The organism is Cognatundibacterium aquatile (assembly GCF_014699135.1).
GTDB lineage: Bacteria > Pseudomonadota > Gammaproteobacteria > Burkholderiales > Burkholderiaceae_D > Undibacterium > Undibacterium aquatile.
The window spans coordinates 612257-637491 of the sequence record NZ_JACOFT010000001.1 but is presented as its reverse complement, the minus strand read 5'-3'; the positions used below and the strand labels follow the sequence as shown (position 1 = coordinate 637491).

At 48.2% G+C, this 25235-nt stretch carries 23 protein-coding genes; 6 read left to right on the top strand and 17 right to left on the bottom strand.

Annotated features, from left to right (window positions below; translation table 11 throughout):
* The first annotated feature begins 3 nt into the window (after positions 1-3).
* The 3 genes from H8K26_RS02925 to H8K26_RS02915 all read left to right on the top strand — a co-directional run bounded on the left by H8K26_RS02925 (position 4) and on the right by H8K26_RS02915 (position 3183).
* Positions 4-1485 (top strand): RNA polymerase factor sigma-54, encoded by a 1482-nt coding sequence (locus H8K26_RS02925; RefSeq protein ID WP_190477172.1) that lies wholly within the window; start codon positions 4-6, stop codon positions 1483-1485.
* A 109-nt stretch (positions 1486-1594) separates the two neighbouring features.
* The gene (hpf, locus tag H8K26_RS02920) at positions 1595-1939 is read left to right on the top strand and encodes a ribosome hibernation-promoting factor, HPF/YfiA family (RefSeq protein ID WP_186884677.1); all 345 of its coding nucleotides are present in this window, start codon (positions 1595-1597) and stop codon (positions 1937-1939) included.
* A gap of 149 nt (positions 1940-2088) precedes the next feature.
* Positions 2089-3183, top strand: coding sequence for an enoyl-CoA hydratase/isomerase family protein (locus tag H8K26_RS02915; RefSeq protein WP_190477170.1), 1095 nt, complete (start codon positions 2089-2091; stop codon positions 3181-3183).
* 352 nt (positions 3184-3535) lie between these two features.
* Here the strand turns inward: H8K26_RS02915 and H8K26_RS02910 are convergent, their stop codons facing one another.
* The 13 genes from H8K26_RS02910 to H8K26_RS02850 all read right to left on the bottom strand — a co-directional run bounded on the left by H8K26_RS02910 (position 3536) and on the right by H8K26_RS02850 (position 18842).
* Positions 3536-4264 (bottom strand): ABC transporter ATP-binding protein, encoded by a 729-nt coding sequence (locus H8K26_RS02910; RefSeq protein WP_186884675.1) that lies wholly within the window; start codon positions 4262-4264, stop codon positions 3536-3538.
* A gap of 10 nt (positions 4265-4274) precedes the next feature.
* Positions 4275-6239 carry a branched-chain amino acid ABC transporter ATP-binding protein/permease gene (locus H8K26_RS02905; protein ID WP_190477168.1) on the bottom strand — a complete coding sequence of 655 codons (1965 nt, stop codon included), beginning with the start codon at positions 6237-6239 and terminating at the stop codon, positions 4275-4277.
* A 9-nt stretch (positions 6240-6248) separates the two neighbouring features.
* The gene (locus H8K26_RS02900; RefSeq protein ID WP_186884673.1) at positions 6249-7139 is read right to left on the bottom strand and encodes a branched-chain amino acid ABC transporter permease; all 891 of its coding nucleotides are present in this window, start codon (positions 7137-7139) and stop codon (positions 6249-6251) included.
* Positions 7140-7309: 170 nt separating this feature from the next.
* Positions 7310-8467: an ABC transporter substrate-binding protein gene (locus tag H8K26_RS02895; protein WP_186884672.1), complete on the bottom strand. Its 1158-nt coding sequence runs from the start codon at positions 8465-8467 to the stop codon at positions 7310-7312.
* A gap of 310 nt (positions 8468-8777) precedes the next feature.
* Positions 8778-9482 carry a DUF4197 domain-containing protein gene (locus tag H8K26_RS02890; protein ID WP_190477166.1) on the bottom strand — a complete coding sequence of 235 codons (705 nt, stop codon included), beginning with the start codon at positions 9480-9482 and terminating at the stop codon, positions 8778-8780.
* 35 nt (positions 9483-9517) lie between these two features.
* A complete protein-coding gene (locus tag H8K26_RS02885; protein ID WP_190477163.1) occupies positions 9518-10672 on the bottom strand; it encodes a deoxyguanosinetriphosphate triphosphohydrolase in 1155 nt (384 codons plus the stop codon).
* Positions 10669-12294, bottom strand: coding sequence for a bifunctional shikimate kinase/3-dehydroquinate synthase AroKB (gene aroKB, locus H8K26_RS02880; RefSeq protein WP_390366132.1), 1626 nt, complete (start codon positions 12292-12294; stop codon positions 10669-10671). Before aroKB ends, H8K26_RS02885 begins: the two co-directional genes overlap by 4 nt.
* A gap of 49 nt (positions 12295-12343) precedes the next feature.
* On the bottom strand, positions 12344-13726 hold the full coding sequence (locus H8K26_RS02875; protein ID WP_190477159.1) for a hypothetical protein: 1383 nt from the start codon (positions 13724-13726) through the stop codon (positions 12344-12346).
* Positions 13727-13784: 58 nt separating this feature from the next.
* Positions 13785-15896, bottom strand: a complete 2112-nt coding sequence (gene pilQ / locus H8K26_RS02870) for a type IV pilus secretin PilQ (protein ID WP_190477637.1) — start codon at positions 15894-15896, stop codon at positions 13785-13787.
* Positions 15897-15928: 32 nt separating this feature from the next.
* Positions 15929-16465, bottom strand: a complete 537-nt coding sequence (locus H8K26_RS02865) for a pilus assembly protein PilP (RefSeq protein WP_223826797.1) — start codon at positions 16463-16465, stop codon at positions 15929-15931.
* The gene (locus H8K26_RS02860; RefSeq protein WP_190477157.1) at positions 16462-17112 is read right to left on the bottom strand and encodes a type IV pilus inner membrane component PilO; all 651 of its coding nucleotides are present in this window, start codon (positions 17110-17112) and stop codon (positions 16462-16464) included. The genes H8K26_RS02865 and H8K26_RS02860 overlap by 4 nt, the downstream gene beginning before the upstream one ends.
* A gap of 21 nt (positions 17113-17133) precedes the next feature.
* On the bottom strand, positions 17134-17766 hold the full coding sequence (locus H8K26_RS02855) for a PilN domain-containing protein (RefSeq protein ID WP_190477156.1): 633 nt from the start codon (positions 17764-17766) through the stop codon (positions 17134-17136).
* Positions 17766-18842, bottom strand: a complete 1077-nt coding sequence (locus H8K26_RS02850; RefSeq protein ID WP_186884664.1) for a pilus assembly protein PilM — start codon at positions 18840-18842, stop codon at positions 17766-17768. The genes H8K26_RS02855 and H8K26_RS02850 overlap by 1 nt, the downstream gene beginning before the upstream one ends.
* 343 nt (positions 18843-19185) lie before the next feature.
* Between H8K26_RS02850 and H8K26_RS02845 the strand changes: the two genes are divergently transcribed.
* Positions 19186-21504, top strand: coding sequence for a penicillin-binding protein 1A (locus H8K26_RS02845; protein WP_190477155.1), 2319 nt, complete (start codon positions 19186-19188; stop codon positions 21502-21504).
* Positions 21505-21524: 20 nt separating this feature from the next.
* On the opposite strand, the gene cyaY is transcribed toward H8K26_RS02845, so the two are convergent.
* Complete coding sequence (cyaY, locus tag H8K26_RS02840) at positions 21525-21836, bottom strand: iron donor protein CyaY (protein WP_186884662.1); 312 nt, start codon at positions 21834-21836, stop codon at positions 21525-21527.
* Positions 21837-21899: 63 nt separating this feature from the next.
* Between cyaY and lptM the strand changes: the two genes are divergently transcribed.
* Positions 21900-22016 carry an LPS translocon maturation chaperone LptM gene (lptM, locus tag H8K26_RS18015; protein ID WP_186884661.1) on the top strand — a complete coding sequence of 39 codons (117 nt, stop codon included), beginning with the start codon at positions 21900-21902 and terminating at the stop codon, positions 22014-22016.
* 69 nt (positions 22017-22085) lie between these two features.
* Here the strand turns inward: lptM and H8K26_RS02830 are convergent, their stop codons facing one another.
* Positions 22086-22679, bottom strand: coding sequence for a 1-acyl-sn-glycerol-3-phosphate acyltransferase (locus H8K26_RS02830; protein WP_223826796.1), 594 nt, complete (start codon positions 22677-22679; stop codon positions 22086-22088).
* 75 nt (positions 22680-22754) lie between these two features.
* On the opposite strand from H8K26_RS02830, the gene H8K26_RS02825 reads away from it, so the two are divergent.
* The gene (locus H8K26_RS02825) at positions 22755-23504 is read left to right on the top strand and encodes a transporter (protein ID WP_190477153.1); all 750 of its coding nucleotides are present in this window, start codon (positions 22755-22757) and stop codon (positions 23502-23504) included.
* 27 nt (positions 23505-23531) lie between these two features.
* Here the strand turns inward: H8K26_RS02825 and H8K26_RS02820 are convergent, their stop codons facing one another.
* Positions 23532-24149 (bottom strand): protein-methionine-sulfoxide reductase heme-binding subunit MsrQ, encoded by a 618-nt coding sequence (locus tag H8K26_RS02820; RefSeq protein ID WP_190477152.1) that lies wholly within the window; start codon positions 24147-24149, stop codon positions 23532-23534.
* 1 nt (position 24150) lies between these two features.
* Complete coding sequence (msrP, locus tag H8K26_RS02815) at positions 24151-25131, bottom strand: protein-methionine-sulfoxide reductase catalytic subunit MsrP (RefSeq protein ID WP_190477151.1); 981 nt, start codon at positions 25129-25131, stop codon at positions 24151-24153.
* Positions 25132-25235 lie beyond the last annotated feature (104 nt).

The window sequence follows — 25235 nt, the reverse complement described above, 5'->3', positions numbered from 1 at the left end:
ATTATGAAACAAAGCCTGCAACTACGTACTTCACAGCATCTTGCACTGACGCCTCAACTGCAGCAATCAATACGGCTGTTGCAACTGTCAACGCTGGAACTGCATCAGGAGCTGGAAACGCTGCTGATAGAAAATCCTATGCTGGAGCGTGTCGACGATCCTATGGACAATGCGGTTCGCTTACTGGCCGACGGTGCGATCAACAACACAAGTACGACACCGGATGCAGGCATGGAAAGCGCCGCTCAGGCTGACAACAATACACCGCAAGAAGCGACAGCCGACGCCGATGTACCAGTCAACGACAGCGTCAGCGCTAACGAGGAAGAATGGAGTTTTAACGACGCGCCTTCCGGTGCATCTAACAGCGACGAAGATGAAGGACGTCCGCAGCTGGAAGCGGCGCACATCAGCTTACGCGAATACCTGCTCGAACAAATGCGTCTGACGCTCAGGGAACAACGTGATCGTGCGTTGATGGAACTGATCATCGACACCCTGGATGACAACGGCTATCTGACAGAAAGTCTGGAAGAAATTCATGCCGGTCTGCCGATAGAATTGTTAATTGAAGAAGATGAATTGTCGTTTGCACTGAAGATGCTGCAGAGTTTCGATCCGCCCGGCGTCGGTGCCAGAAATTTATCAGAATGTCTGGCGCTACAGATCAGGCGTCTGCCAAAAATTCCTTTTGTCACCCGTCGTCTTGCACTGGCCGTGGTGGAGACTCAGCTGACTTTATTTGCGCAGCGAGACTTCACTAAATTAAAAAAAATATTCGGCTGCGACGACGAAGATTTACGTGAAGCACAAGCAGTCATACGACAGTGTGAACCACGTCCCGGCATCACATTTGCCACCAGCAGTTCCGACTATGCAGTGCCTGATGTGATCGTCAAAAAAAGTGGTAATGGCTGGCAGGTTTTACTGAATCAGGATGTGATGCCGAAACTGCGCGTCAGCAGTATGTACGCCAATATCATGCGGCAAAACCGTGGCGAAGCAGGACTGGGAACGCAGTTACAGGAAGCACGCTGGCTGATCAAAAATATGCGTCAGCGTTTCGATACTATTTTGCGTGTATCGCAAGCGATAGTTGAAAGACAACGTAACTTTTTTACGCATGGTGCAGTCGCGATGCGCCCCCTTGTTTTGCGCGAAATAGCTGATACACTAGGTCTACACGAGAGCACTATTTCTCGTGTGACGACCCAGAAATACATGCTGACCCCGCATGGTATGTTTGAGTTGAAATATTTTTTCGGCAGCCATGTCGCGACGGAAACAGGGGGTGAAGCATCTTCCACCGCGATACGTGCACTCATCAAGCAGTTGATAGGAGCAGAAGACCAGAAAAGCCCACTCTCTGATAGCAAAATTGCAGACATGCTGGGCGAACAGGGCATGGTAATAGCCCGACGGACCGTTGCCAAATACCGTGAAGCCCTGAAAATTCCGCCAGTGAGTTTGCGTAAATCTTTGTAAGACGTCCTTGTAATCACGGTTTGAATTGCTATATATGATTTAGCTCAACGCAGTAAAAACGAAATGAGCTTATCGTTAATAGCAAGTAATATCACTATAGGAGCACAGTATGAATCTCACCATCAGTGGACATCACGTCGAAGTCACTCCTGCCATTCGTGAATATGTACATACCAAGCTGGAACGCATCCGGCGCCACTTTGATCAGGTCATTGACATTACCGTCACGCTGACCGTCGACAAACTGAGCGAAAAAGAGAAACGGCACAAAGCCGACATCGATCTGCATATCAGCGGTAAAGATATTCATGTTGAAAGTCTGGCGCATGATTTGTACGCAGCCATTGACACACTGATTGATAAACTGGATCGTCAGGTGATAAAACATAAAGATAAAGTCCAGGGTCACGATCGCGATGCGATCAAACATATCCCCGATCCTGCATCGGCATAATCGCCAACCCCGCGCTTAACGGGACTCCAAAACAAGGACGCCAACAGCGTCCTTTTTTGTTATCTGTTTTTTGTTATTTTTGTCGTACTGACGATGTGCAAACAGGAATAAAATGAATGCCCTGTCACGACTATGTTAATGGTATCTACATGAGCGAATACGTAATCACTTCCGTTAAAAATCAGATCGGCTACATCACTCTCGACCGCCCCAAAGCATTGAACTCCTTATCGCTGGACATGGTGCGCACACTCACCGCGACTTTATTGGCATGGCGAGACGATACAACGATCCGTGCAGTATTCATTCACAGCAGTAGTGAAAAAGCATTTTGTGCCGGTGGCGACATCCGTTTTTTTTATGATGTCGGCACCGCTACGCCAAGCGGTGACAGCGCCCTGCTTGAAGATTTCTTTACCGAAGAATATGCGTTAAATCATTTGATACATTTTTACCCCAAACCCTACATTGCGTTGATGAATGGTGTGGTGATGGGTGGCGGTATGGGCATTGCGCAAGCAGGTGAAAATTGCCGTCTGCGCATCGTTACCGAGCGTACCAAAATGGCGATGCCGGAAGTGAACATCGGTTTATTTCCCGATGTCGGCGGCAGTTATTTCCTGTCGCGAACACCGGGTGAAATCGGTACTTATCTCGGTCTGACTGGCGACATCATCGCCGCCGCAGATGCCTTGTATGCAGGCCTCGCCGACGTCTATATTCCGACGTCCGAGTTACCGGCATTACTGTCCATGCTGGAGACCAGCAACGCGCAGGATATACGGCTGGCGATACGTGAATTTGCTGCGCCATTTGCGTCACAGGCCGATCCGGCCAGCAGCAAACTTGCCAGCCAGCGCACCTTGATTGATCAGTTTTTCAGTGGCAACAACGTGCTAACCATCGCAGAAAAATTAAGCAACAACAGCGATGCATTTGCCCAACAAACGCTGGTCACGATGGAGAAGCGTTCGCCTTTACTGATGTGCGTCACACTAGAACAACTGCGGCGCGGTGCACGTCAGAATGTGGCTGACTGTCTGCGCATGGAACGCGCCATGGTACGCCATTGCTTCAAACATGGCGAAGTGCTGGAAGGCGTGCGGGCCCTGGTCGTTGATAAAGACAATATGCCGCAATGGTCGCCCGCGCATCTGCGCGATGTGAGTCAGGAACAGATCACACAGTTCTTTACCGAAGTGTGGCCGGCACACGCACATCCGCTGCGCCATTTGCAGGGTTAATAGCGGACAGGTTTCTAAGCAATTTCACTAACAGATTTACTGACAGATTCGCCAGCACATTTTTTCCGGCATCAGCACAGTAGCGCCCATCACGCAATAAAGTGATGGGCGCTTTTTCATGGAACGCTGCTTAAAAAATGTGGCTGTATTTCTATCGCATCCGTGTTTCAGTATCAGATCACGACAAATCCTGCAACGAAGTATCAGGAAATTCCATTAAGAGCATCAAATATACTCCCCCCAGTATATGTAAACCACCCTTATTTTCTGCTGACAATAGACCGATTTTATAAAAAAATAGGGGGAGTATGTGAACTCCCCCTCTTTCGTTTTGACTTCTGACTTACTTCATTTAATGATGTGAGCCACCACCCAGATACGCTGCTTTCACTGCCGGATCATTTTGTAATTTATCAGCTGGGCCGTGCACCGAGATGCGACCATTTTCCAAGACGTAACCGTAATCAGCAACAGCAAGTGCGGCGGCGGCAAACTGTTCCACCAGCAACATGGTGCGGCCTTCCTGCTTGAGTCGCTGGATGATACGAAACACTTCATCCACCAAGATCGGCGCCAACCCCATCGATGGCTCGTCCAGCAAAATCACTTCCGGATTCAGCATGACGGCGCGCGCCATCGCCAGCATTTGCTGCTCACCACCGGATAAAGTTCCGGCTAGTTGGTGACGGCGTTCACGCAGGCGTGGAAATAATTCCATCGCTTTTTGCAGATCGCTTTCGATATCGCCACGCGGGCGCGAACGGGTAAAACGCGGAAACGCACCTAGCAGTAAATTATCTGTTACCGACATCGTGGCGAAGACACGGCGACCTTCCGGTGAATGGGCAAGGCCAGCGCGCGCGATCTTATGCGAGTCCAACCCGGTCACATCTTTACCATGCAAAGTAACGGTGCCTTGTTTCGGTTTCAGCATGCCGGAAATCGCGCGCATGGTCGTGGTTTTGCCAGCGCCATTCGAGCCTATCAGCGTCACCACTTTGCCCTTAGGCACGTCCAGCGAAATACCATGCAAGACTTCCACCTTGCCGTAAGCCGCGTGTAAATTTGAAATACTTAACATACTGATCTCCTCAGGCGGTGGCGGTCGATGGGGCAGCAGACCCCAGGTCATCACTGACGCTGCCACCGAGATACGCTTCGATTACTTTCGGGTCTGCCTGCACTTCGGCTGGCTTGCCTTCAGAAATTTTCTGACCAAAATCGAGCACGGTCACGGTATCGCAAATCGACATCACCACGTCCATGTGATGTTCAATCAGAATGATGGTGATATCGTGCTCGCGGATTTTACGAATGATCGCGATGAGGTCTTTGATGTCCGGTGCGGTGAGACCAGCCGCAGGCTCATCCAGTAACAGCAACTGTGGATTCAGCCCCAGTGCGCGACCAATTTCCAGCAAGCGTTGTTTGCCGTAAGGCAGATTCCGCGCTTCTTCATTCGCCAGATCAGCCAGACCAACAAAGTTGAGAATACTCGCCGCCCGTGCACGCGCTTCGCGCTCTTCACGCAGATAACGCGGGCTGTGTATCATCACGTCAAACACATTGCTGCGGAAAGTATTGTGCAAACCGACCAGCACGTTTTCTGTTGCGGTCATTTCACCGAACAGTTGCACATTCTGGAAAGTCCGCGCAACACCGCCCAGCGCGATTTCTGAAGGTGTGGTGCCGGAGATCACTTTGCCACCGAACTCGACCACGCCATCGGTAGGTTTATAGATACCGGTCAGCACGTTCATCATGGTGCTCTTACCGGAACCGTTCGGTCCGATCAAGCCATGTACCGTGCCTTTGGCGATTTGCAAATCCACCTGATTCAAGGCTTTCAAGCCGCCGAATTGCATCAGCAACTGGCGTGCGCTCAACAACACACCGACACGTTCGCCGTTGGCTTTGACGATCGCCAGATCTTCACCGCCGCTCAGCTCACCGGCTTTCGCCAATAAGTGGCGCGGGCCTTTACCTAACAAGGAATTGACGAAACCAACGATACCATCCTGCAGGTAATACACCACGAACAGCGTCATCAGACCGAACACCGTCAAACGCCAGTCGGTGATATTTTCCAGCTTGTAGGAGAAGATCGCCATACCGACAACAGCCGCCACCGGCACCAGCAATTCCTTCGCTGTTTTACGTCCCTTGGCGATAGTAAAGGCAGCACCGGCAATACCAATCACCGCAGCAACGGTCGCAATCTTGCGGAACAGCTCAATGTCTGCCAGTAACGACGGCAGCATCACCACAATAAACGCCCCCAGCAAAGAACCGATACGCGACTTGCGGCCACCCATGATCACTGCGAGCAAGAACATAATCGTCAGCTCAAAGTTATACGTATTCGGCGAAATGTATTCTTCGGAATACGCATACAGGCTACCCGACAGACCAGCCAGTGCCGCACTGATAATGAACGCATACACTTTATAGCGATAGACGGAAACGCCCATGCAATCAGACGCGATCGGGCTGTCACGCAAGGCCTGAAAAGCACGGCCGAGATGCGAGCGCAAAATGCGATGCACCACAATCATCGCCACGACCATCATGCCGGCGACCAAATAGAAGTTACCGACTTCACTCAGTTTTTGACCAAACAGAATTGGCTTCGCAACCTTGATCCCCATCGGGCCTTCGGTCAGAAACGTCATTTCGTTGATCAGAATCTGAATAATGGTGCCGAATGCCAGTGTCACCATCGCCAGATAAGGGCCGGTGACGCGCAGCGCAGGCAAGGCCAGCAAGGCTCCAAAAATAGCGGTCACACCGATACTGGCGGGGAGCGCCACCAAAATCGGCATACCCAGCTTGAAATACAGCACGCCTGTGGTGTACGAGCCGATTCCGAACAGACCTGCATGTCCGAGCGATACCTGGCCGGTGTAACCGACAACGATGTCCAGACCGAACAATAAAATCGCGTAAATTAAAATCGTTTCGGCGAGATGTATGTAGTACGGGTTATGTACTATCATCGGAAACAGTATCAGGGCAATAATGCCGAGAATTGAAAAAGCTAAGGTTTTCTTGTTCATGTTTATTCCTTATACCTTTTTGATCGCTGCTTTGCCGAACAGACCAGCAGGTTTAAATGCCAGAACCAGCAACAGCAATACCAGGCCAGGTACTTCTTTGTAACCTGTCGAAATATAAAAACCTGTGAGCGTTTCCGCCACACCTAAAATCAGGCCACCGACAATTGCACCGACACCGGAAGTCAGACCACCGATAATCGCCACCGCAAATGCCTTCAGGCCGAGCGCAGAACCCATCGTTGCACCAGTCAGTGTCAACGGTGCCACCAGCACGCCTGCAAACGCCGCTGTGGCCGACGATAATGCATAAGAGAAGGTGATCACGAGGCTGGTGTTAATCCCCATCAGGCCAGCCGCATCGCGGTCATTCGAGGTTGCCACCACGGCTTTACCGTAAATTGATTTGCGGTTGAATAATTCCACCGCCAGCATAATCGCCAGCGCGCCAACCACGACGACGATTTGCATTGCCTGCACGTTCGCGCCGAAAATTTGAAACGGTGCAGCAGACAATGGCGACGGGAAAGTCAGATCGTCTTTACCCCAGATATTTTCAGCGACATTTTTAAAGATAATCGCGAGCGCAATCGTGGACATAATCCAGCCAAACTCTGATTTGATTTTGATCGCCGGACGCACACCTATCCATTCAACGAACATCCCTTGCAAGCCACCGAAGACGATGACGATAGGAATCATCAGCCAGTAATTCATGTAAGGGCCGCCATGAATATTACCGACCACACTCAGGCCGACCAGCGCGCCCAGCATCAATGATTCGCCCTGACCGAAATTCAGGGTGCCGGAAGTGGCAAAGGTCAGTTGATATCCAAATGCGATGACCGCGTAGATCATGCCAAGAGCGATACCACTGAACACTAACTGTAATAAAATTTCCATTTTCATTTACCTAATGGAGAGCACGACACAAGACTCACATAACAGCTGCAGACATGGCCGAGCCATTCAATGCAAGCGATGTGGTCTTGATGATGCAGTACAGAGAAACGAGTCAGATCTTGCCTGAATTGCCGCAGACCTGACTCTGATGACAGCTAAAAGACGACGTTTTATTTAGCCAGAACGATGTGACCGCCTTTGGCTTCACCCATCACTGGAATACCAGTTTTGATCGCTTCGTGATCGTCGTGGGTAAATGGTTTGTTGTAAGTCGTTACAACACCATCGACTTTTTCAGTCAGATTTTCGAGCGCTTCACGAACTTTCACGCCGTCAGTAGTACCGGCCTGTTTGATCGCTGCAGCAAGCACGTAGATAGAGTCGTAGCCTTGTGCAGCAGAGACTGGTGAAGGAATACGCTCAACTTTGTAAGCCTTCTGATAGGCATCAATGAAGGACTTGCGTTTCGGTGTTGTCGCGTCTTGAATGAAGGTCTGTGGCATACGTGCGCCATCGCCATTTTTGCCAGCGTTATCAAGGAAGTTACCCATCGATAATGTCCAGCTGCCTATCATCGGTACTTTCCAGCCAAGCTTTTCCATCCCATTGGCGATCTGCGCCAATTCAGGGCCGATACCGTAAGTCAGAATCGCTTGTGCGCCGCCTTGTTTGGCTTTCAGCAATTGCGCCGTCATATCCACATCTTTGATATTGAATTTTTCTACTGCAACTGGCTTGATGCCTTTTGCTGCCAGCGCTTTTTCCAAATCTTCGCGGCCTAATTGTCCATAGTTGGTGGAGTCAGCAAGAATCGCCACTTTAGTGAATTTATGCTTGCCGATCGCTTCTTCCACAATCATTGCGGATTGAATCGTATCACTGGCAGCAATACGGAAGATGTAGTTATCTTTGTGTTCTGGCGCAACGAACTGCTTGGTGATTGCAGTACCGGTAGCGATGTTATTCATGACCGGAATTTTAGCTTCCTGATAGAAGCGCTGTGAAGCCAGAGCCACGCCGGTGTTTGCGTAGCCGACGGTAGCGACCACTTTTTCTTTATTGATCAGCTCTTGCGCGACCTGAACGCCGCGTTCGTTCTTGGCTTCATCATCACGTTCAACGAGTTGGAACTGACGACCAAGTACACCGCCTTTTGCATTGATTTCAGCAACAGCAATTTTGACGCCATCGCGCATCGAAACGCCCATCGGTGCAGAGCCGCCAGTCAGCGGGCCGGAAACGCCGATCTTGATCGGTTCGGCAGCAATACCTGCTACGGACCAGCTTACGAGTGCAGATGCAATAACAGCTTTCATTTTGTATGACATGTCGGTCTCCAGATTATTTGTATGAATTTGAATATTTGCTTTTCGACGTACTACCCATACAAATTACCAGAAAATTCTTTTTGCATTGCAACAAAAGCTACTTAAGTAAAACTACGCAAGCTATTTTCTGTCAACACTCGTCATTCGTAATCCCGTTGAAGACCTCATGTTTTCTGGGTTTCCGCAGAGAAAACAATTTTCCATCAAATCTGTTTCATCAAAAGGCGAAATTTTTTTCACCAATTCTGATCAGAATTGATTTTTGTCAAGAGCGCAAAAAGAGACAATCAACATGCAGCACTGCGGTCGCTTATTTCAGTAAGCTGAAAACCTGGCTGATCGCTTTGCTGCCGGAACCAAGCGGATCTTTGCGTATCGCCTTTTCTTCTTCCGCAATCATGAGATACAGACCATCTAATGCTCGCTGCGTCACATAGCCTTCCACCGTTGACTCTTGTGCCGGGACCACGCCGAATTTCTGCGCTTGTCCCATCATATTGTTGTACTTAGAAGATAAGCCTGCCTTATCCGTCACATTCTTCACCAGAGGCAAAAATTTGACCGCTAACGGTGCCGCTGTTTTCTCTTTGAAAAAATCGGTGACCGATGTCTCGCCGCCAGTCAGAATATTTTTTGCGTCAGTCAGTGTCATTGATTTGACCGCGTTGATTAACAACGGCTTCGCCAAAGGCACGGCTGATTCAGCAGCACGGTTCATTGACAACACAAGCTCATCGAGCTGCTGCGACTTTCCGGTCATTTTCAATATTGGCCGCGCTTTTTCCAGCACCGATGGCAGCGGTATTCTGACCTTCTCATTATTCAGAAAACCGTTTTCCACGCCAAGTTTGGCGACCGCGGCCACACTGCCCTTGTCCAGCGCCGCTTTCAAGCCAGTGCTGGCATCTTTATTACTTAAATCACTGAAGGAAATCGCGTGGACGGACATCGCTATCGTCGTCAGCGAAACAGCCAGCAGTAAGCGTCTTTTAGATAAGGAATGATCAGAAAACATAAGGAACTCCACAATAAATGTGATACAGCAGCAGATTAAATTTCTTGCATAGAAAACAGGCGTCTATGTTCACGTATTGCATAACGATCAGTCATACCTGCGACGTAATCGGCTATTTTTCGCGCTTGTAAATTACCGTTGTCGTGATTCCGCGATTCATGCGCCACCTGATAATCTGGCGGCAACAAGTTAGGTTCAGCTATCATCGTGTCGAATAATTCTTTAATGATTCTGCGCGCCTTCGACGTCATACGGTTGACCTGATAATGCCGGTACAAATGGTGATGTAAAAATTGCTTAAGCAATTTGGCTTCTTCAAATCTGGCATCCGAGAAAGCGATCAGTTTGCTGCTGTTTCTGACATCATCGACAGATTGAGGAGCACAATCGCGGATGCGCGATGCAGAGGTTTCAATCAGATCAGTGATAAGGGTGTTGATCATGCGTCGTATGGTTTCTGAAATTGCCCGGCGCCCCTGTACACCCGGATATGCCGCACTAACCTCAGCACGATGGCGGGCGAAGAAATCGACTTCCATCATCTGCGCCTCAGTCAGCAACCCGGAGCGTAGTCCGTCATCAATATCATGATTGTTATAGGCGATTTCATCTGCCAGATTTGTCAGTTGCGCTTCAAGACCAGGCTGAGTTTTATTGATAAACCGCTGCCCAACGTCGCCGAGTGCAGTGGCATTGGACAAGGAGCAATGCTTGAGGATACCTTCGCGTGTTTCAAAGCATAAGTTCAATCCATCAAAGCCCGCATATCGCTCCTCAAGTTGATCTACGATGCGCAAGCTTTGCAGGTTATGCTCGAAGCCGCCATAAGGCTGCATGCTGGCATTTAAGGCATCCTGCCCCGCATGACCGAAAGGTGTATGGCCGAGATCATGCGCGAGTGCAATCGCTTCCACCAAATCCTCGTTGAGTCGCAGGTTACGTGCGATAGAACGACCTATCTGCGCGACTTCCAGGCTGTGCGTCAGCCGCGTCCTGAACAAATCGCCTTCGTGATTCACGAACACCTGGGTCTTATATTCCAGCCGCCGGAATGCGGAGCAATGAATGATACGATCCCGGTCCCTCTGGAACTCAGTGCGTGAACCGGATGACGGCTCAATAAAAAGCCGCCCACGTGATGTTGCTGATTGGGCGGCGTATGGTGCTAAATGGTCGTCGGCGAAATTCATTTATGGTCAAGAATACAGTGACGTAAGGTTTGTAATAATAACTCTTCCGGCACATTGGTAATGACGGAATGCCCTAAAGGTTTTAGCAAAATAAATTTGATTTGCCCACCTTCATTTTTCTTATCCACTTCCATTAATTCTAACCAACGCTGTTCGCCAAGGTCCGGTGCAATGACCGGTAAACCCGCAGCTTCGACTAGCTGTTTAATTCTGGTTTTAGTCACAAAATCAATATAGCCTAAGCGGCAGGAAAGATCCGCAGCCATGACCATGCCACAGCCAACCGCTTCACCATGCAGCCATTTTCCATATCCCAGACCAGATTCAATCGCATGTCCGAAGGTATGTCCGAAATTCAAAATTGCGCGCAAACCACCTTCCCGCTCGTCCTGTCTGACGACATCGGCTTTAATTTCGCACGAGCGGATAACCGCATAAGCTAAGGCTTGTTCATATCTTGCCCGGAGCTTCAACATGTTAGCTTCCAGCCACTCAAAAAAAGCCAGATCAATGATCGCACCATGTTTGATGATTTCAGCCAGACCTGCGGATAATTCATTATCCGGTAGCGTAGTCAGCGTTGATGTATCTGCAATAACGGCCTGAGGCTGATAAAACGCGCCGATCATATTCTTGCCGAGCGGATGATTAATGCCAGTTTTACCGCCGACCGACGAATCCACCTGAGACAATAAGGTCGTTGGAATCTGCACGAATGGAACACCGCGCATGTATGTAGCGGCAGCAAATCCTGTCATATCGCCGATCACTCCACCGCCAAGCGCAATCAAAGTGATTTTACGATCACACTTTTGCTCCAGTAAATGATCAAAAATCATCATCAGACTGCCCCAGTGTTTATGCTCCTCACCATCTGGAAGAATCACAGCACTACATGTCTTGCCAATACCGCGCAGCGTTTTTTCAAGAGAAGGCAAGTACAAAGGGGCGACCACTGTGTTCGTGACGATAACGACGCTTTTACCCTTGATGCGATCTGCCAATACGGAGGCATCATTTAATACGCCAGCACCGATAGTGATAGGGTAAGACCTATCGCCTAACTCGACATTCAGTGTGTGAAATCCGGCTTCTGTTTTATGCATACTGAGATGTTTCTGAGGAAATCGTTCGCTGACATCAGACCGGGGCAACTTATCCAGAATGTTCTGTACCAGATGCTGAACATTCGGACGTCCGGTTTCTATGACTAAATCAGCAATTTCCTGATATAAGGGGTGACGTTGAGACTCAAGTTCTTCGAGTTTTTTACGCGGATCTGCAGTACGAAGCAAAGGCCGATTTTTATCGTTGCGGGTACGCTGGAGAATACTATTTACACTCGCGTGCAAATAAATAACGGTACCGCGCTCTTGCAGGTAACGGCGGCTATCTTTATTCAGAATAGCACCACCACCTGTTGCCAGCACGATACCGTCTTGCGCGGTTAAGTCACGTATCACCTCAGCCTCTCGCTGACGAAAACTGACTTCACCTTCAATTTCAAAAATCACCGGAATCGAAACGCCTGTACGCGCCTCGATTTCGTGATCTGAATCAATGAAACGTTTATTAAGCTTCTTTGCCAGGGCCCGGCCTACTGTTGTTTTGCCGGAGCCCATCAAACCTACTAAGAAAATATTATTCGACACTGTCTTGCTTTAATTCCCATTATTTACAAGTAGAGTCTAAAGTATCTCTGACCGACATAATACTAACAGCAGACGCACCCAAACTATCAACCACTGTGAGAGATACTGGATATACACCTAACACTGTTGTCGGTGTTACGCATCGACGATTTGTACCACCTGGCGCCGCTACTGTATAAGTATTCCCCGAAATGGACACAACTCCAAACTGAGGATCACTAGTGAAAGCAGTATATGGTGCAGAACCACCATAAATTTTCAATTGGAAAGATTCAACCGATTGTTCGCTGACTTCGATAGCATTCGGCGCCAGACGGAGAGTTGACGCATTAGCATTGACTACAATAGTAATATTGCTGGTTGTTCCTAAGGAATCAATGATGGTAACAATTGTGCTACCTACATTTCCTAAAGCCGCAGTAAATGAAGATCCATTACCGGAAGCTGTAACCACGGCAATACTATCATTAGTATTGGTAATCTTATAAGGTAATACGCCCCCAACGACATTAAACTTTAAGGTATCACCGACACTACCAGAAGCACCAGCAGGCAAAACAGACAATGTACCTGCGGCTGGAGTCGTTACAGTTACAGCAATGGTGACTGAACTACGGGATGCGTCGGTCACGATAATATTAGCAGCCCCGGCCGTGATGGCCTTGATATCAAAATCGGTACCATTTTGTTTTAAGCTTACGTCAGCGGCCGCTGAGTTATTACTGGAGACAGAGTAAGGTGCAGAGCCACCTGAAATCGAGTAAGAGACTGTTTTACCCGATGGAACCGTAACTGCAGAGGGTGCTGTCGTAAACAGTGAAAGAGTTCCACCAACCACAGTAACATCAATGCTCACAGATTGACCTGCATTGTCTTTTACAACAACTGTTGTTTTACCAGTACTGACGCCACCAATCACAAACACACTTCCGGACACGCCGACGTTCGCAATAGAAGTATCACCGCTATTTACCGCATACACTCCAGTTCCACCAGTAATAGAGTATTTCGATGTTACAGCACCAACACCAACAGTAATGGACGCCGGAGCGCTGGTAGTAAGTGTTGCTCCGGTTCCGACAGTGACTTCGATAGACACCTTAGCACCAGCTTTATCAGTAACCGTCACGGTACCAGTCCCCGTTGCATTGGTAGTAACTGTTATTGCTGTTCCAGTCAGAGTTGCGGAAACTGCTCCAGAACTTGATACTGAATATGATGGAACACCGCCACCTACTGTAAAAGTTTTAGTTTCTCCATAAAGCATCTGAATCTTGTCGGCCGCAGTTGTAAACAAGGCAGCGCCGTTCATGCTAGTTCCAGCAGAACCGCCGCCGCCACCGCACGCAGATAAGATTGCCAGCAAAAATAGTCCAGAAACTATTTGAAAAAACGTCTTCATGTAACACCTGTAGTTAAGCTAAAAATTATCAAATCTGCGCGTTAGTCTAAGTTCAGTATTACTTCACACTAAACTTATCAGTTACGATTTTAGGCGTAATGAAGATTAACAATTCAGTTTTGTCATTTGTGCGGCCGGTATTCTTAAACAAGTTACCAAACAGCGGGATATCACCAAAAAATGGTATTTTCGTAATATTATCACGTTCGGTCTGTTGGAAAATCCCACCTAACACAACGGTACCGCCATTTTCAACCAAGACCATCGTTTTTACTTCTTTAGTATCAATTGCATAACCCATGCGTGTTTCCTGACCAACACTGTCTTTGTGCACTTCAACATCCAGTATGACGTTACCGTCAGGGGTGATCTGAGGTGTTACTTCCAATCTCAAAGTTGCTTTACGGAAGAAAATCGATGTAGCACCACTGGATGTCGCCACCAAGTAAGGTAATTCAGTACCCTGCTCAATTAACGCCTTTAATTGATCCGCAGTAACAACCCGTGGGCTGGAGATAATCTTACCTTTACCATCGGCTTCTAGTGCAGATAACTCCAAATTCAAGAAGCGATTTGCGGCAGCAGAGAACAAACTGATAGCTAAACTACCTGGTGTTGAGCCATTAATACCGGCAGCAGGCAGACTGACAAACTGTGAGTTAGGCACGAAACTCTGATCGGTAATCTTAGCCTGACCAGTTTGCTCACCAACACCCAAATAATTGCCGGTCAAAGCGACGCGCTGATTTCCACTGACAGAATATCCTGCATCACCACCGCGTAATCCACGCAGATCTGTGAACCCTAATTTTGCACCGAGGTTTTTACTGAATTTATCATCTGCTTCAACAATCCTTGCCTCAATCAACACTTGCTTTGAAGCGATATCTGTTTTTTGAATTAACTTCCGAACTTCTTCAAGTTTTGAAGGGATGTCAGTGATAAATATCTGATTTGTTCGAGGTTCAATAACAGCACTACCACGCTTAGACAAAATACGATTTGTGGACGCACCGTCGACACCAAATACTTGCTTAAACGCTTCGGCTTTTTGATAATTCAACTGAAAAGATTCAGTCTTCACCGGTTCCAAATCTGCAATCTGTGCTTTTTGTTCCAGCTCCAGTTTTTCTTTCGTTAACAATTCATCTTTAGGTGCAATCCAGATCACATTACCGTTCTTACGCATATCAAGACCCTTGATTTGCATAATGTTATCCAACGCCTGATCCCACGGAACGTCTTTCAGACGCAAAGTGATAGTTCCGGTTACAGTATCGCTCGCGATAACGTTCAAGCCACTTACTTCGGCGATAATTTGTAAAATTGCCCGAACTTCGATGTTCTGGAAATTAAATGACAGGCGTTCCCCCCTATAACCTTGTGTGCCCTGTGTCAGCTTGTTCGGATCTTCTTTGATAGGCTTCACTTCAAGCACAAACTGCGTATCACTTTGATAGCTACTTTGTTCCCATAATCCTTTTGGCTCAATCACCATCTGCACGTTATCACCGACTGGAGTAGTAGTAATAATCTGCACAGGAGAACCAAAGTCAGCAACATCTAAACGCTTACGCAAGACTTCAGGCAAACCAACTTTCTGGAACGTCACCAAAATCTTTTGTCCTTGTTGACGCACGTCCACAGCAATCTGATTCAAAGGCAGATCAACAACTATCCGACCATCGCCAGCAACTCCGCGACGGAAATCAATGTCACGTATCTGTGGCTTTGTCGATATCGGGCTCTCAGTATTAACAGGAAGCCCTTGTGAGTTAACTGCGGTTGCAACTCCGCCAGAACCATCAATAGTAACAATCAGAAATTTACCTTCGATCACGGTTGCGTAATTCAACGGCTTATTCAGATTGAATATCATCCGGGAACGGCCTGAGGCCTCGACAAGGGTAACTGTACGTAAATCGCCGATATTGACATCGACCGTTGCCTTGCCCGTTGCATTCGAAACATCAGCAAAATCAAGTGCGATGCGAGCCGGATTCGCGATAGAAAACCCAGCCGGTAATTTTGTGATTGGATTTTTCAAACCAACTTTCACAACAATATTCGAACCTTGTTGATTAGCAACAACTGACTCAATACTGTTCGATTGGGCAAAAGCCAACTGGCAAATGCCCAGCATCATAAAGATACAGGCTTTAAAAAACATGGCGCCCCTTTTACTTATATTTATCAACGCGTTCATTTCTTACTCTCCTGCAACTCAAGCTTAACGTTACGTTCAACCCACTCCCCTGATGCATCTTGAATGGTTTCTTTAATTTCAATCTCAGAATCAGTAATTCGTGTCATCAGTCCAAAATTTTGTCCAATATAACCACCAGCTTTCGCCTGAAAAACAGTTTTATCTGCTTGCACCAAAGCTTGCTTAACCCCGGATTTTTCAATCACACCAACCATTTTTAACGCATCAAGAGGGAATGCCTCTAAAGCTTCTTTCCTCCTGTCCATATCAGGTTTAAAACCATTACCGGAATCTCTCATTCGTGCAAGAACAACAAGAAGCTTAGCGGGATTAAAAGGATCAATGTCTGCTGCACCAGAATAAGCAACAGGAACATACACTTTAGGTGGACTCAGCTTAGGAATCGATAATTTGGTCTCTTTCTTCACTGAGTTCATCCACTCGGTCAGCTCAGAAACACCATTGTCGCCACAACCGGCAAGGAAAATTGCTGGCAACAGCAGTATCAGTATTTTGAAATATCTAAACATCATTTCTTTGCTGCCTTTTTCAGGTTAGCCTGAGCTAAAACTTCGTCCTTATCCAGATAACGGAATGTTTTAGCGACGACATCCAAAGTCAACCCGCCATCTTTGCTGCTTGTCAGAGCCAGGTTATTCAAAGTTACGATCCTCGGTAATTTTGCGATGTCAGCAACAAATTCGCCTAAATCATGGTAACTGCCAGCAAGTTTGATATCAATCGGCAATTCAGCATAATAATCTTTGACAATAACGACACCAGGTTTAAACGAATCAAATTGCAACCCACGTCCTGTTCCCGCCTGATTAATATCCGACAGCAACGCATACATTTCAGCCTTGCTCGGCAATTGCTTTTCCATCGTAGCGACATATTGCAACACCAACCCGCGTTGATCTTTCAAAGCATCCAGATTAATCGCTTGCTGCATTTTGTCGCGGTAGTCCTGCTTCAACTTAACTTCTTCTTGCAGCTTTTGGTTTATTTCCTCTGTTTGTCCATCCCAGTAAAAAAACCAACCTAGTACCAGAACCACTACCGTCAAGGCAAAAGCCATAGCGATTCTCGGGGCAATCGGCCACAAACCAGGATGCAATCCATTCAGGTCACGGAATTGCTCGCTGATTCCTTCAAAAAATTCTTTTGCATTTGTTGCCATTCCTGATCTTCCCTTTTTACATTATCGAGCAGGACTCGGAGCACTCGTATTTTTTACCGGGTTCGCCACAACACCGGATGCCGATTCTTCTTTTTCACGCGGGCGTTTAATGCCAACATTCACAGTAAAGTCTGAAACTTTTTTAGCGTCCCTTCCTTGTCCGATTCCTGTTGTGTGGATATCAATCAGCTCCGGCTTAAACATCCATTCAGAGTTATTGCTTAGATTACGAATAAACTCAGCGACCCGCTCTTGCGATTGCGCGTACCCATTCAAGGTCACACGCTGTCCATCCTGTTTCAACGCACGCAAATAAACGCCTTCCGGAGTATGCGTCACCAGTTCACTCAATAAAAACACTGGCTGATTCCGGTCACTCTGCAAATCTTCAACGGCCTGCTGGCGCGCTTTCAAAGAGTCGATTTCTTGCTTCAACGTAGCGATTTCTTTAATTTTCTCGTCGAGCTTTGCATTTTCGCTCTTGATGAAATTCACCCTGTCTGTTTGTATAGCAAGCTCTCGCGCATTAAATACACCAACCACCACAACAATTAACGCACCAACGATCACTGCCAATAGCAAGAGGGAATAAAAGTCTTTAACCCGCTGTTTGCGCTTTTCCTCTCGATGAGGGAGAAGATTAATTTTTATCATTAGTCAAATCTCCGCAGCGCGAGACCGCAAGCAACGGTGTAAGCAGGTGCTTCACTGCGCAAAGCTTTTTCATTTACTCCTGTACCCAATTCCATCCCCTTAAACGGACTGATAACCGCGGTCGAAATCTTCGTACGCTCAGCGACAATATCAACAAGTCCTGCAACAACAGCACAACCACCAGTCAGAAAAATCTGATCAACTCTTGTATAAGGAGTGGATGTAAAGAAAAACTGAATTGCGCGGGTTACTTCTAACGCAGCATTCTCTAAAAATGGCTCAAGCAGCTCCATTTCATAACTATCAGGTAGATCACCGTTTTTCTTTTTAATTTCGGCTTCTTCCTGAGAAAGTCCGTAATTCCTGACGATATCCTGAGTCAGTTGCCCACCGCCGAATTGCTGCTCACGTTCATAAACCACTTCACCATTGAACATGATGTAGATATAAGTTCGTTTGGTACCAATCTGGAAAATAGCAAAAACCTGATCACGTCCCTCGTTGGCCTGTTTTTCAATCAGACGCTGCATTGCAGCGCGAGCCGCATAGGACTCAATGTCCATTACTTTTGCCTGCAATCCCGCTGCCTGAACAACAGCAACCCGATCTTCAATTTTTTCTTTACGTGAGGCCGCCAGCATCACTTCGACATCTTCCTGATTTGCAGCCGGGCCGATCACACAAAAATCAAGGCTGACTTCATCCATAGAAAACGGAATATATTGGCTTGCTTCAGATTCAACCTGGACTTCCAAGGCCTGATCACTCAACGTTGCAGGTAAAAATATTTTCTTTGTAATGACCGCTGCAGCAGGCATGGCAACCGCAGCATTCTTTGAACCGGACCCGCTTTTCTTCAACAATTTTCGAATCGTGTCAGAAACCTGCTCGATGTTTTCAATATTGCCGTCCAGAATCGCGCCCTTAGGCAAAGGCTCGGAAGCATAGCGTTCCAGCCGGTATTCTTTATCGCTACCCTCAGAAAGTTCGACCAGTTTGATATCAAACGAACTGATATCCAACCCGATAAGAGGCGGATTTTTTCTGCCGAGCAGTGAAGCAAGATCTAAAGCCAAGAATACCCCCTCATGAACACATCCGTTTTTTTAAACACGACAGTGTTCGTTTTTTAAACACTTCAGTGTTCGTTTTTTACAAATTGAAACAAACCCATCAATGAAAACCGAAAAATCTCTTTAAAAACCGCTATTTAGGAGACACTTATAAAAGCCTACGTGAAATGCTAGCAACATCGCCAGTATTGGTAAAGAACTTTCCTAAGGGCATATTCAGAATCCGTTGCCAAATCCCCACGCTCGGTCAAATTTCATGTCCGGGCGCAAACCGGGAATCAGGTTTCAACAGCTGTCGAGGTGACAACCGTTATAATGTCTGCCGCGATTGTTACTGAGTAAACACATGACGGATAACGAAAAAGAACTTTCTCAAAAGAACACCCATAAGGCAGGTGCAAAACGCAGCCTCGCCAGTCGTATCGTCATTGTTACCTTAGGCACACTATTGGGTTTAGGTGTCGCCCTGGCACTTGTCATTGGTTTTGCCTTAACCATGGCCTATCCGAATTTGCCCGAACTTGATTCAATCACCAGCTACAAACCGAAAATGCCTCTGCGCATTTTTTCTGCTGACAATGTATTAATTGGCGAGTTTGGTGAAGAGCGAAGGAATGTCGTTCGTTTCGATCAGATCCCTGACATCATGAAAAAAGCGGTTCTCGCGATCGAAGATGATCGCTTCTACGAACACGGCGGTGTTGATTATCTGGGTATCACACGTGCAGCTCTGCACAATCTGACTGGCGGTGCCAAGCAAGGTGCATCAACGATTACGCAACAAGTCGCGCGTAATTTCTTTTTATCGAGCGAGCAAACCTTTAAACGAAAAATTTACGAAATCCTGCTTGCCTGGAAGATAGAACAAAATCTGAGCAAAGATCAGATTCTCGAAATTTACATGAACCAGATTTATCTGGGGCAACGCGCTTACGGCTTCTCGTCGGCAGCGCAGATTTATTTTGGCAAAAACCTGAAAGACCTCACGATTGCCGAAGCAGCGATGTTGGCCGGCTTGCCGAAGGCTCCTTCTGCTTACAACCCAGTCGTTAATCCGAAACGGGCGACAGCACGTCAGCAATATATCCTGCAACGGATGCGACAACTTGGCTACATCACCAATGATCAGTATGAACAAGCCAAGGCCGAAGAACTGGTCACAAAAACAGACAGCAGCGAATTCGGTGTGCACGCAGAATACGTCGCCGAAATGGCGCGCCAACTGGTGTATGAGCAGTTTAAAGAAGATACCTATACACGCGGGCTGAACGTCTACACAACGATCACTAAGCCAGATCAGGATGCGGCTTATTTATCGTTGCGCCGCGGGGTGATGGAGTACGAAAAACGCCATGGCTATCGCGGGCCGGAAGCAATTATCAGCATACCGGAAGGAAAAGAAGCGGCGGAAGATGCGATTGAAAAAGCACTCGCAGAGCACTCGAATAGCGATGACTTGCAGGTGGCAATGGTACTCGACGCCACGCCAAAATCGGTACGCGCCATTCTGGCTTCGGGTGAAGAAATTCGCATGGATGAAGCCGGCATCAACTTTGCGGCTTCAGGCTTGTCTGCAAAAGCGCCGGCCAACAAACGTATACAGCGCGGTGCTGTCATCCGCGTGATGCAGGAAGGGAAAAACTGGGTCATCACGCAGATGCCTGAAGTGCAGTCGGCGTTCGTGGCCGCCAGCACCACCGATGGCGCAATAAAAGCGCTGGTCGGCGGTTTTGATTTTGACCTGAATAAATTCAACCATGTGACACAGGCATGGCGTCAGCCGGGCTCCAGTTTCAAGCCGTTTATTTACTCCGCTTCGCTGGAAAAAGGTTTATCTCCGGCCACCATCATCAATGACGAACCCATCAGTTTTGACGCAGGTCAGACCGGCGGTCAGGCGTGGGAACCAAAAAACTATGATGGTAAATACGAAGGTCCGATGACCATGCGTAAGGGCCTGACGAAATCGAAAAATATGATTTCGATTCGTATCCTTAACCGGATAGGGGCGAAATATGGGCAGGAATACACCAGCCGCTTTGGCTTTCTCCCGGAAAAAAATCCACCTTACCTGACACTCGCCCTCGGCGCTGGCGCAGTGACACCATTGCAGATGGCAGGCGCATACGCGGTGTTTGCGAATGGCGGCTATAAAATCAACCCGTATCTGATCAGCAAAATTACCGACAGCAACGGCAATGTGCTGGTCACTGCAAAACCGGATAAAGCGGGCGATGAAAGTAACCGCGTTATCGATGAACGCAATGCATTCCTGATCGATAGCATGTTGAAAGACGTGGTGCGCTATGGTACTGCCGCCAAAGCCATGGTGCTGAAGCGTCCGGATCTGGCAGGTAAAACAGGAACAACGAATGACTCTTTCGACGCTTGGTTCGCTGGTTACCAGGCCAAGATCGTGGGGATTGCATGGATAGGTTTTGATCAGCCGAAGAATCTCGGCAATCGTGAAACGGGCGGTGGTCTGGCATTACCTATCTGGATAGGCTTTATGCAAAAAGCGTTAAAAGATATTCCTATCGAAGAGCGTCCGGTTCCTAATGGCATCATTTCTGTGAATGGCGATTTCTATTATGCAGAGAATCCGCCCGGAACCGGGATCAGCGATCTGAGTACACCGCCGGTGATTGAAGAACCGAAAGAGTAACTTCAGTAAATTCGGTAAATTCAGCGACCTTGTTCTTGCGCCAGCGAGGACAAGGTCGTAAATAATTCCGAGCCATCGCGCGTGTTGCGCCATTGCTGTCCATCATATTTATAGTGGTAACCTCCGGCGCGCGCCGCCAGCCACATTTCTTGCATCGGCGCCTGACTGTTGACGATCATTTTTGAGCCGTTGTTCACAAACTCTATCGTCAATACATTCCCGGTACGGCTGCATTCAACATCCAGCTCATCATTGTCGAACGCTTTTTCAAACATCTCTTCCACTTGGCCAAGGCAAGATTCCGCCAGAGTCAGGAAATCAGATTCAGTCATGCTACACTCCTCGCATTGATTCACACTTAAAACGCCATTTTATACGGTGTCAGACAATTCAAGATGCGTACCCTGATTTCTTCCCTGTTACTCCTCAGCCTGCTTTCCGCCTGCGGACAAAAAGCTCCTTTGTATTTGCCGAATAAACCGAGTGCCCAGACGCTCTCTACGGCAAAATAATACTCCCCGGGAGTATATTTAAAGCCCCTTTATATTCGTAGAGATTCAAGCATTTTTGGCATATACTCCCTATTTTTTAGCGTTATCGGGGCGAAACTGTATCGGGCTGGCGAGTTGCGGACGACACCCCTGCACGCCATCGTAAATGCCGCGTATCTTCGCCAGATCGCCATCGATGTCGCCACTTAACTCAAGATAGTCGACCAGACTGACTTCTTTGCGACGAAAATCAAAATAGGCGCAGCCCAAAGGAACCCTGGCAGCGCAAGTGATGTGATAAAACCCGCTGCGCCAGTAAGGTTTACGACTACGGGTGCCTTCAGGTGCGATCACCATCCAGTACCAGTCAGACTGATTGACTTTTTCCGCCAACCGGGAAATCGCACCAGTCGAGACACCGCGCTCCACAGGTTCGCCGCCCAAAGCGCGGATAATGCGGCCTATCGTCGCGCCAGTGAAGCCTTCGAACAGAGAAGACTTTGCGATGAAATAAAATGGCATACCGATCGCCAGCTTTCCCAGAACACCGATAGGAAAATCCCAGTTTGACGTATGCGGATAAACGATGATGATGCCCCGGGGACCGGGCAAGGGACGGAAATGCACCTTCCATCCGATGCAACTTAACAGTCGCAACGCCACGCGCTGCGTCAGCGTTTGCATCTGGTCCTTTTTAAGTAGATAGCTTGTCATAATTCAACGGTACGATGTGCTGAAAATTGTGCCGAGCATTATGCCGTGGAAAAAATAGAGATGCAAAAATTACGTAAAACCATGTTGCTCATCGCCTGCGCACTGATGACACAGAACGCAGCACATGCCGCCCATCCGCTGGTGACAGAAGACGCCAATCTGCAAACCACTGGCAAACAGCAAATTGAATTTAATAGTGATCACTGGTCAACATCGAGAGCACACAGTCAGATCGGCAATCTGACTTACACCTACGGTGCCAGCGATCAGCTCGATCTGTTTTTTTCCAGTCCCATACGCTGGTCTTCTCCCGGTGCGCTCGGCGATTTGTCGGTCGGTAGCAAGTATGTGTTCTCGTCCCGGGAAAACACCAACTGGGCCTGGAAAACCGAAGTCTTTTTCCCGACTGGCGCAAAGACATTCGGTAGCGACCGTTATGATCTCGCCCTGACTTTGGTCCGTACGGAAAACGCCGGGCCGTGGGTGATACACAGCAATCTCAGTCTGAATATACGTCAGCACCGACAGGCGCTGGCAGATGCACAGCAACGCGATCAACTATGGCGCACGTCGGTCGCAGTATTGCGTGCGATCACGCCACAAACACAGTTGCTTGCTGATATGGGCATAGCGCAAGCCGATCAAAAAAATGATGGCTACTGGCAACCTTATCTGGTCGCTGGCGTCATTTATTCGCCAGCGAGCAATCTCGATCTGGATATCGGTTTCAAATATCAGAAGAAAACGCTGTTCACAGAACGGCAAATCGGCATAGGTATGGCCTGGCGTTTTTAAGCGATTTGTCTGGCGTTTTCAGCGTCCCTACGACAGCTCGCTGCGGCTGGCAGACCAGCGCCACCACATGCGCATCAACAACAACACGCCGACCAGTACAGCAAACATCAGTGGTTGCGACAAATCATGCTTACCGGCTTTCATCCAGTAATAATGCAAGACACCGGCAGGCACAATCAGATAAATCAGGCGATGCAAAAGTTGCCAGCGCTTGCCGCCGAGGCGCTTGATCATGCCATTCGTGCTGGTCAGCGCCAGCGGTAACAATCCGGCAAAGCCGAGAAACCCAACCGTGATGAACGGACGTTTCAGTACGTCAGCCCACATTTCCGCCAGATCAAAAAAGTGATCGAACCAAAGGAAAGTCAGAAAATGCAGGCTGGCATAAAAGAATGCATACAAGCCCAGCATGCGCCGCAAGCGCAGTAACCAGCTCCAGCCAGAAATTTTACGTATGGGCGTCACTGCGAGGGTGGCGCATAAAAAATACAAGGTCCAGTCACCAGTGTTGCGGGTAATAAATTCCAGAGGATTGGCACCCAGTTGATCCAACACAGCGAAGCCTATAAGCCTCGCCAAGGGCAATAAACAAAGAATAAAGACGACGGTTTTGATCACCGTTATCTGCCGCTGAGACATCGCCATATCAAAAGAATTTTTTCAGATCCATGCCCGCGTACATGGAAGCGACTTCAGGATAACCATTAAACATCAGGGTCTTGCGCTTGCGGGTAAATAAGCCATCTTCACCGATACGTCGTTCCGTTGCCTGCGACCAGCGCGGGTGATCGACTTGCGGGTTCACATTCGAATAAAAACCGTACTCGTTTGGCGCAGATTGATTCCACGCCGTGCGCGGCTGCTCTTTAGTCAGACGGATTTTAACGATAGACTTGGCCGACTTAAAACCGTATTTCCAAGGGACAGACATGCGTACCGGTGCGCCATTCTGATTCGGTAAAATTTCACCGTACATGCCGAATGTCAGCAGCGCCAACGGATGCATCGCTTCATCTATCCGCAGACCTTCGACATACGGCCAGTCGAGCACAGGGCTGCGCAAACCCGGCATCTGCTTCTTATCGTCGAGCGTGATGAATTCTACGTATTTGGCGTTGCCCGTCGGCTCTACTTTTTTCAGCAGATGCGATAAAGAATAGCCTACCCACGGAATAACCATCGACCAGCCTTCGACGCAACGCAGACGATAAATGCGTTCTTCCAGCGGCGCCAGCCTGAGCAAACTATCGAGGTCGAGTGTGACAGGCTTTTTGACTTCGCCTTCGATCACCACTGTCCACGGCCGTGTTTTCAGGCTACCAGCCATCACGGCCGGATCTGCTTTATCGGTGCCGAATTCATAGAAATTATTGTAGGTCGTGGCGTCTTTGTAAGCGGTCTTTTTCTCTACCAGCGCGTATGCCGGATTAAGATTCGCCGCCAGTTTCTGCGCCGCCGGTGTTTGCGCAAACGCTTCACGATTGGCCATTTCCAGCAAGCTACCACCGGCAATCGTTCCGACGGCCAACTGGCGTATGAAATCGCGACGCGATTCAAACACCTCTTTTGGGGTAATTTCAGATGAAAGCGGCAAATGCTTGCCACTGGGATGAGATTTGATCAGCATGACAGACTCCAGGGTTGAAACGCCAGACAAAACAGAATGAATGAAACACTCACCCTGTTTTGCCGCTTAGTTTCTCACGAGTCGCAAAAGTCTGCTGAGCGAGG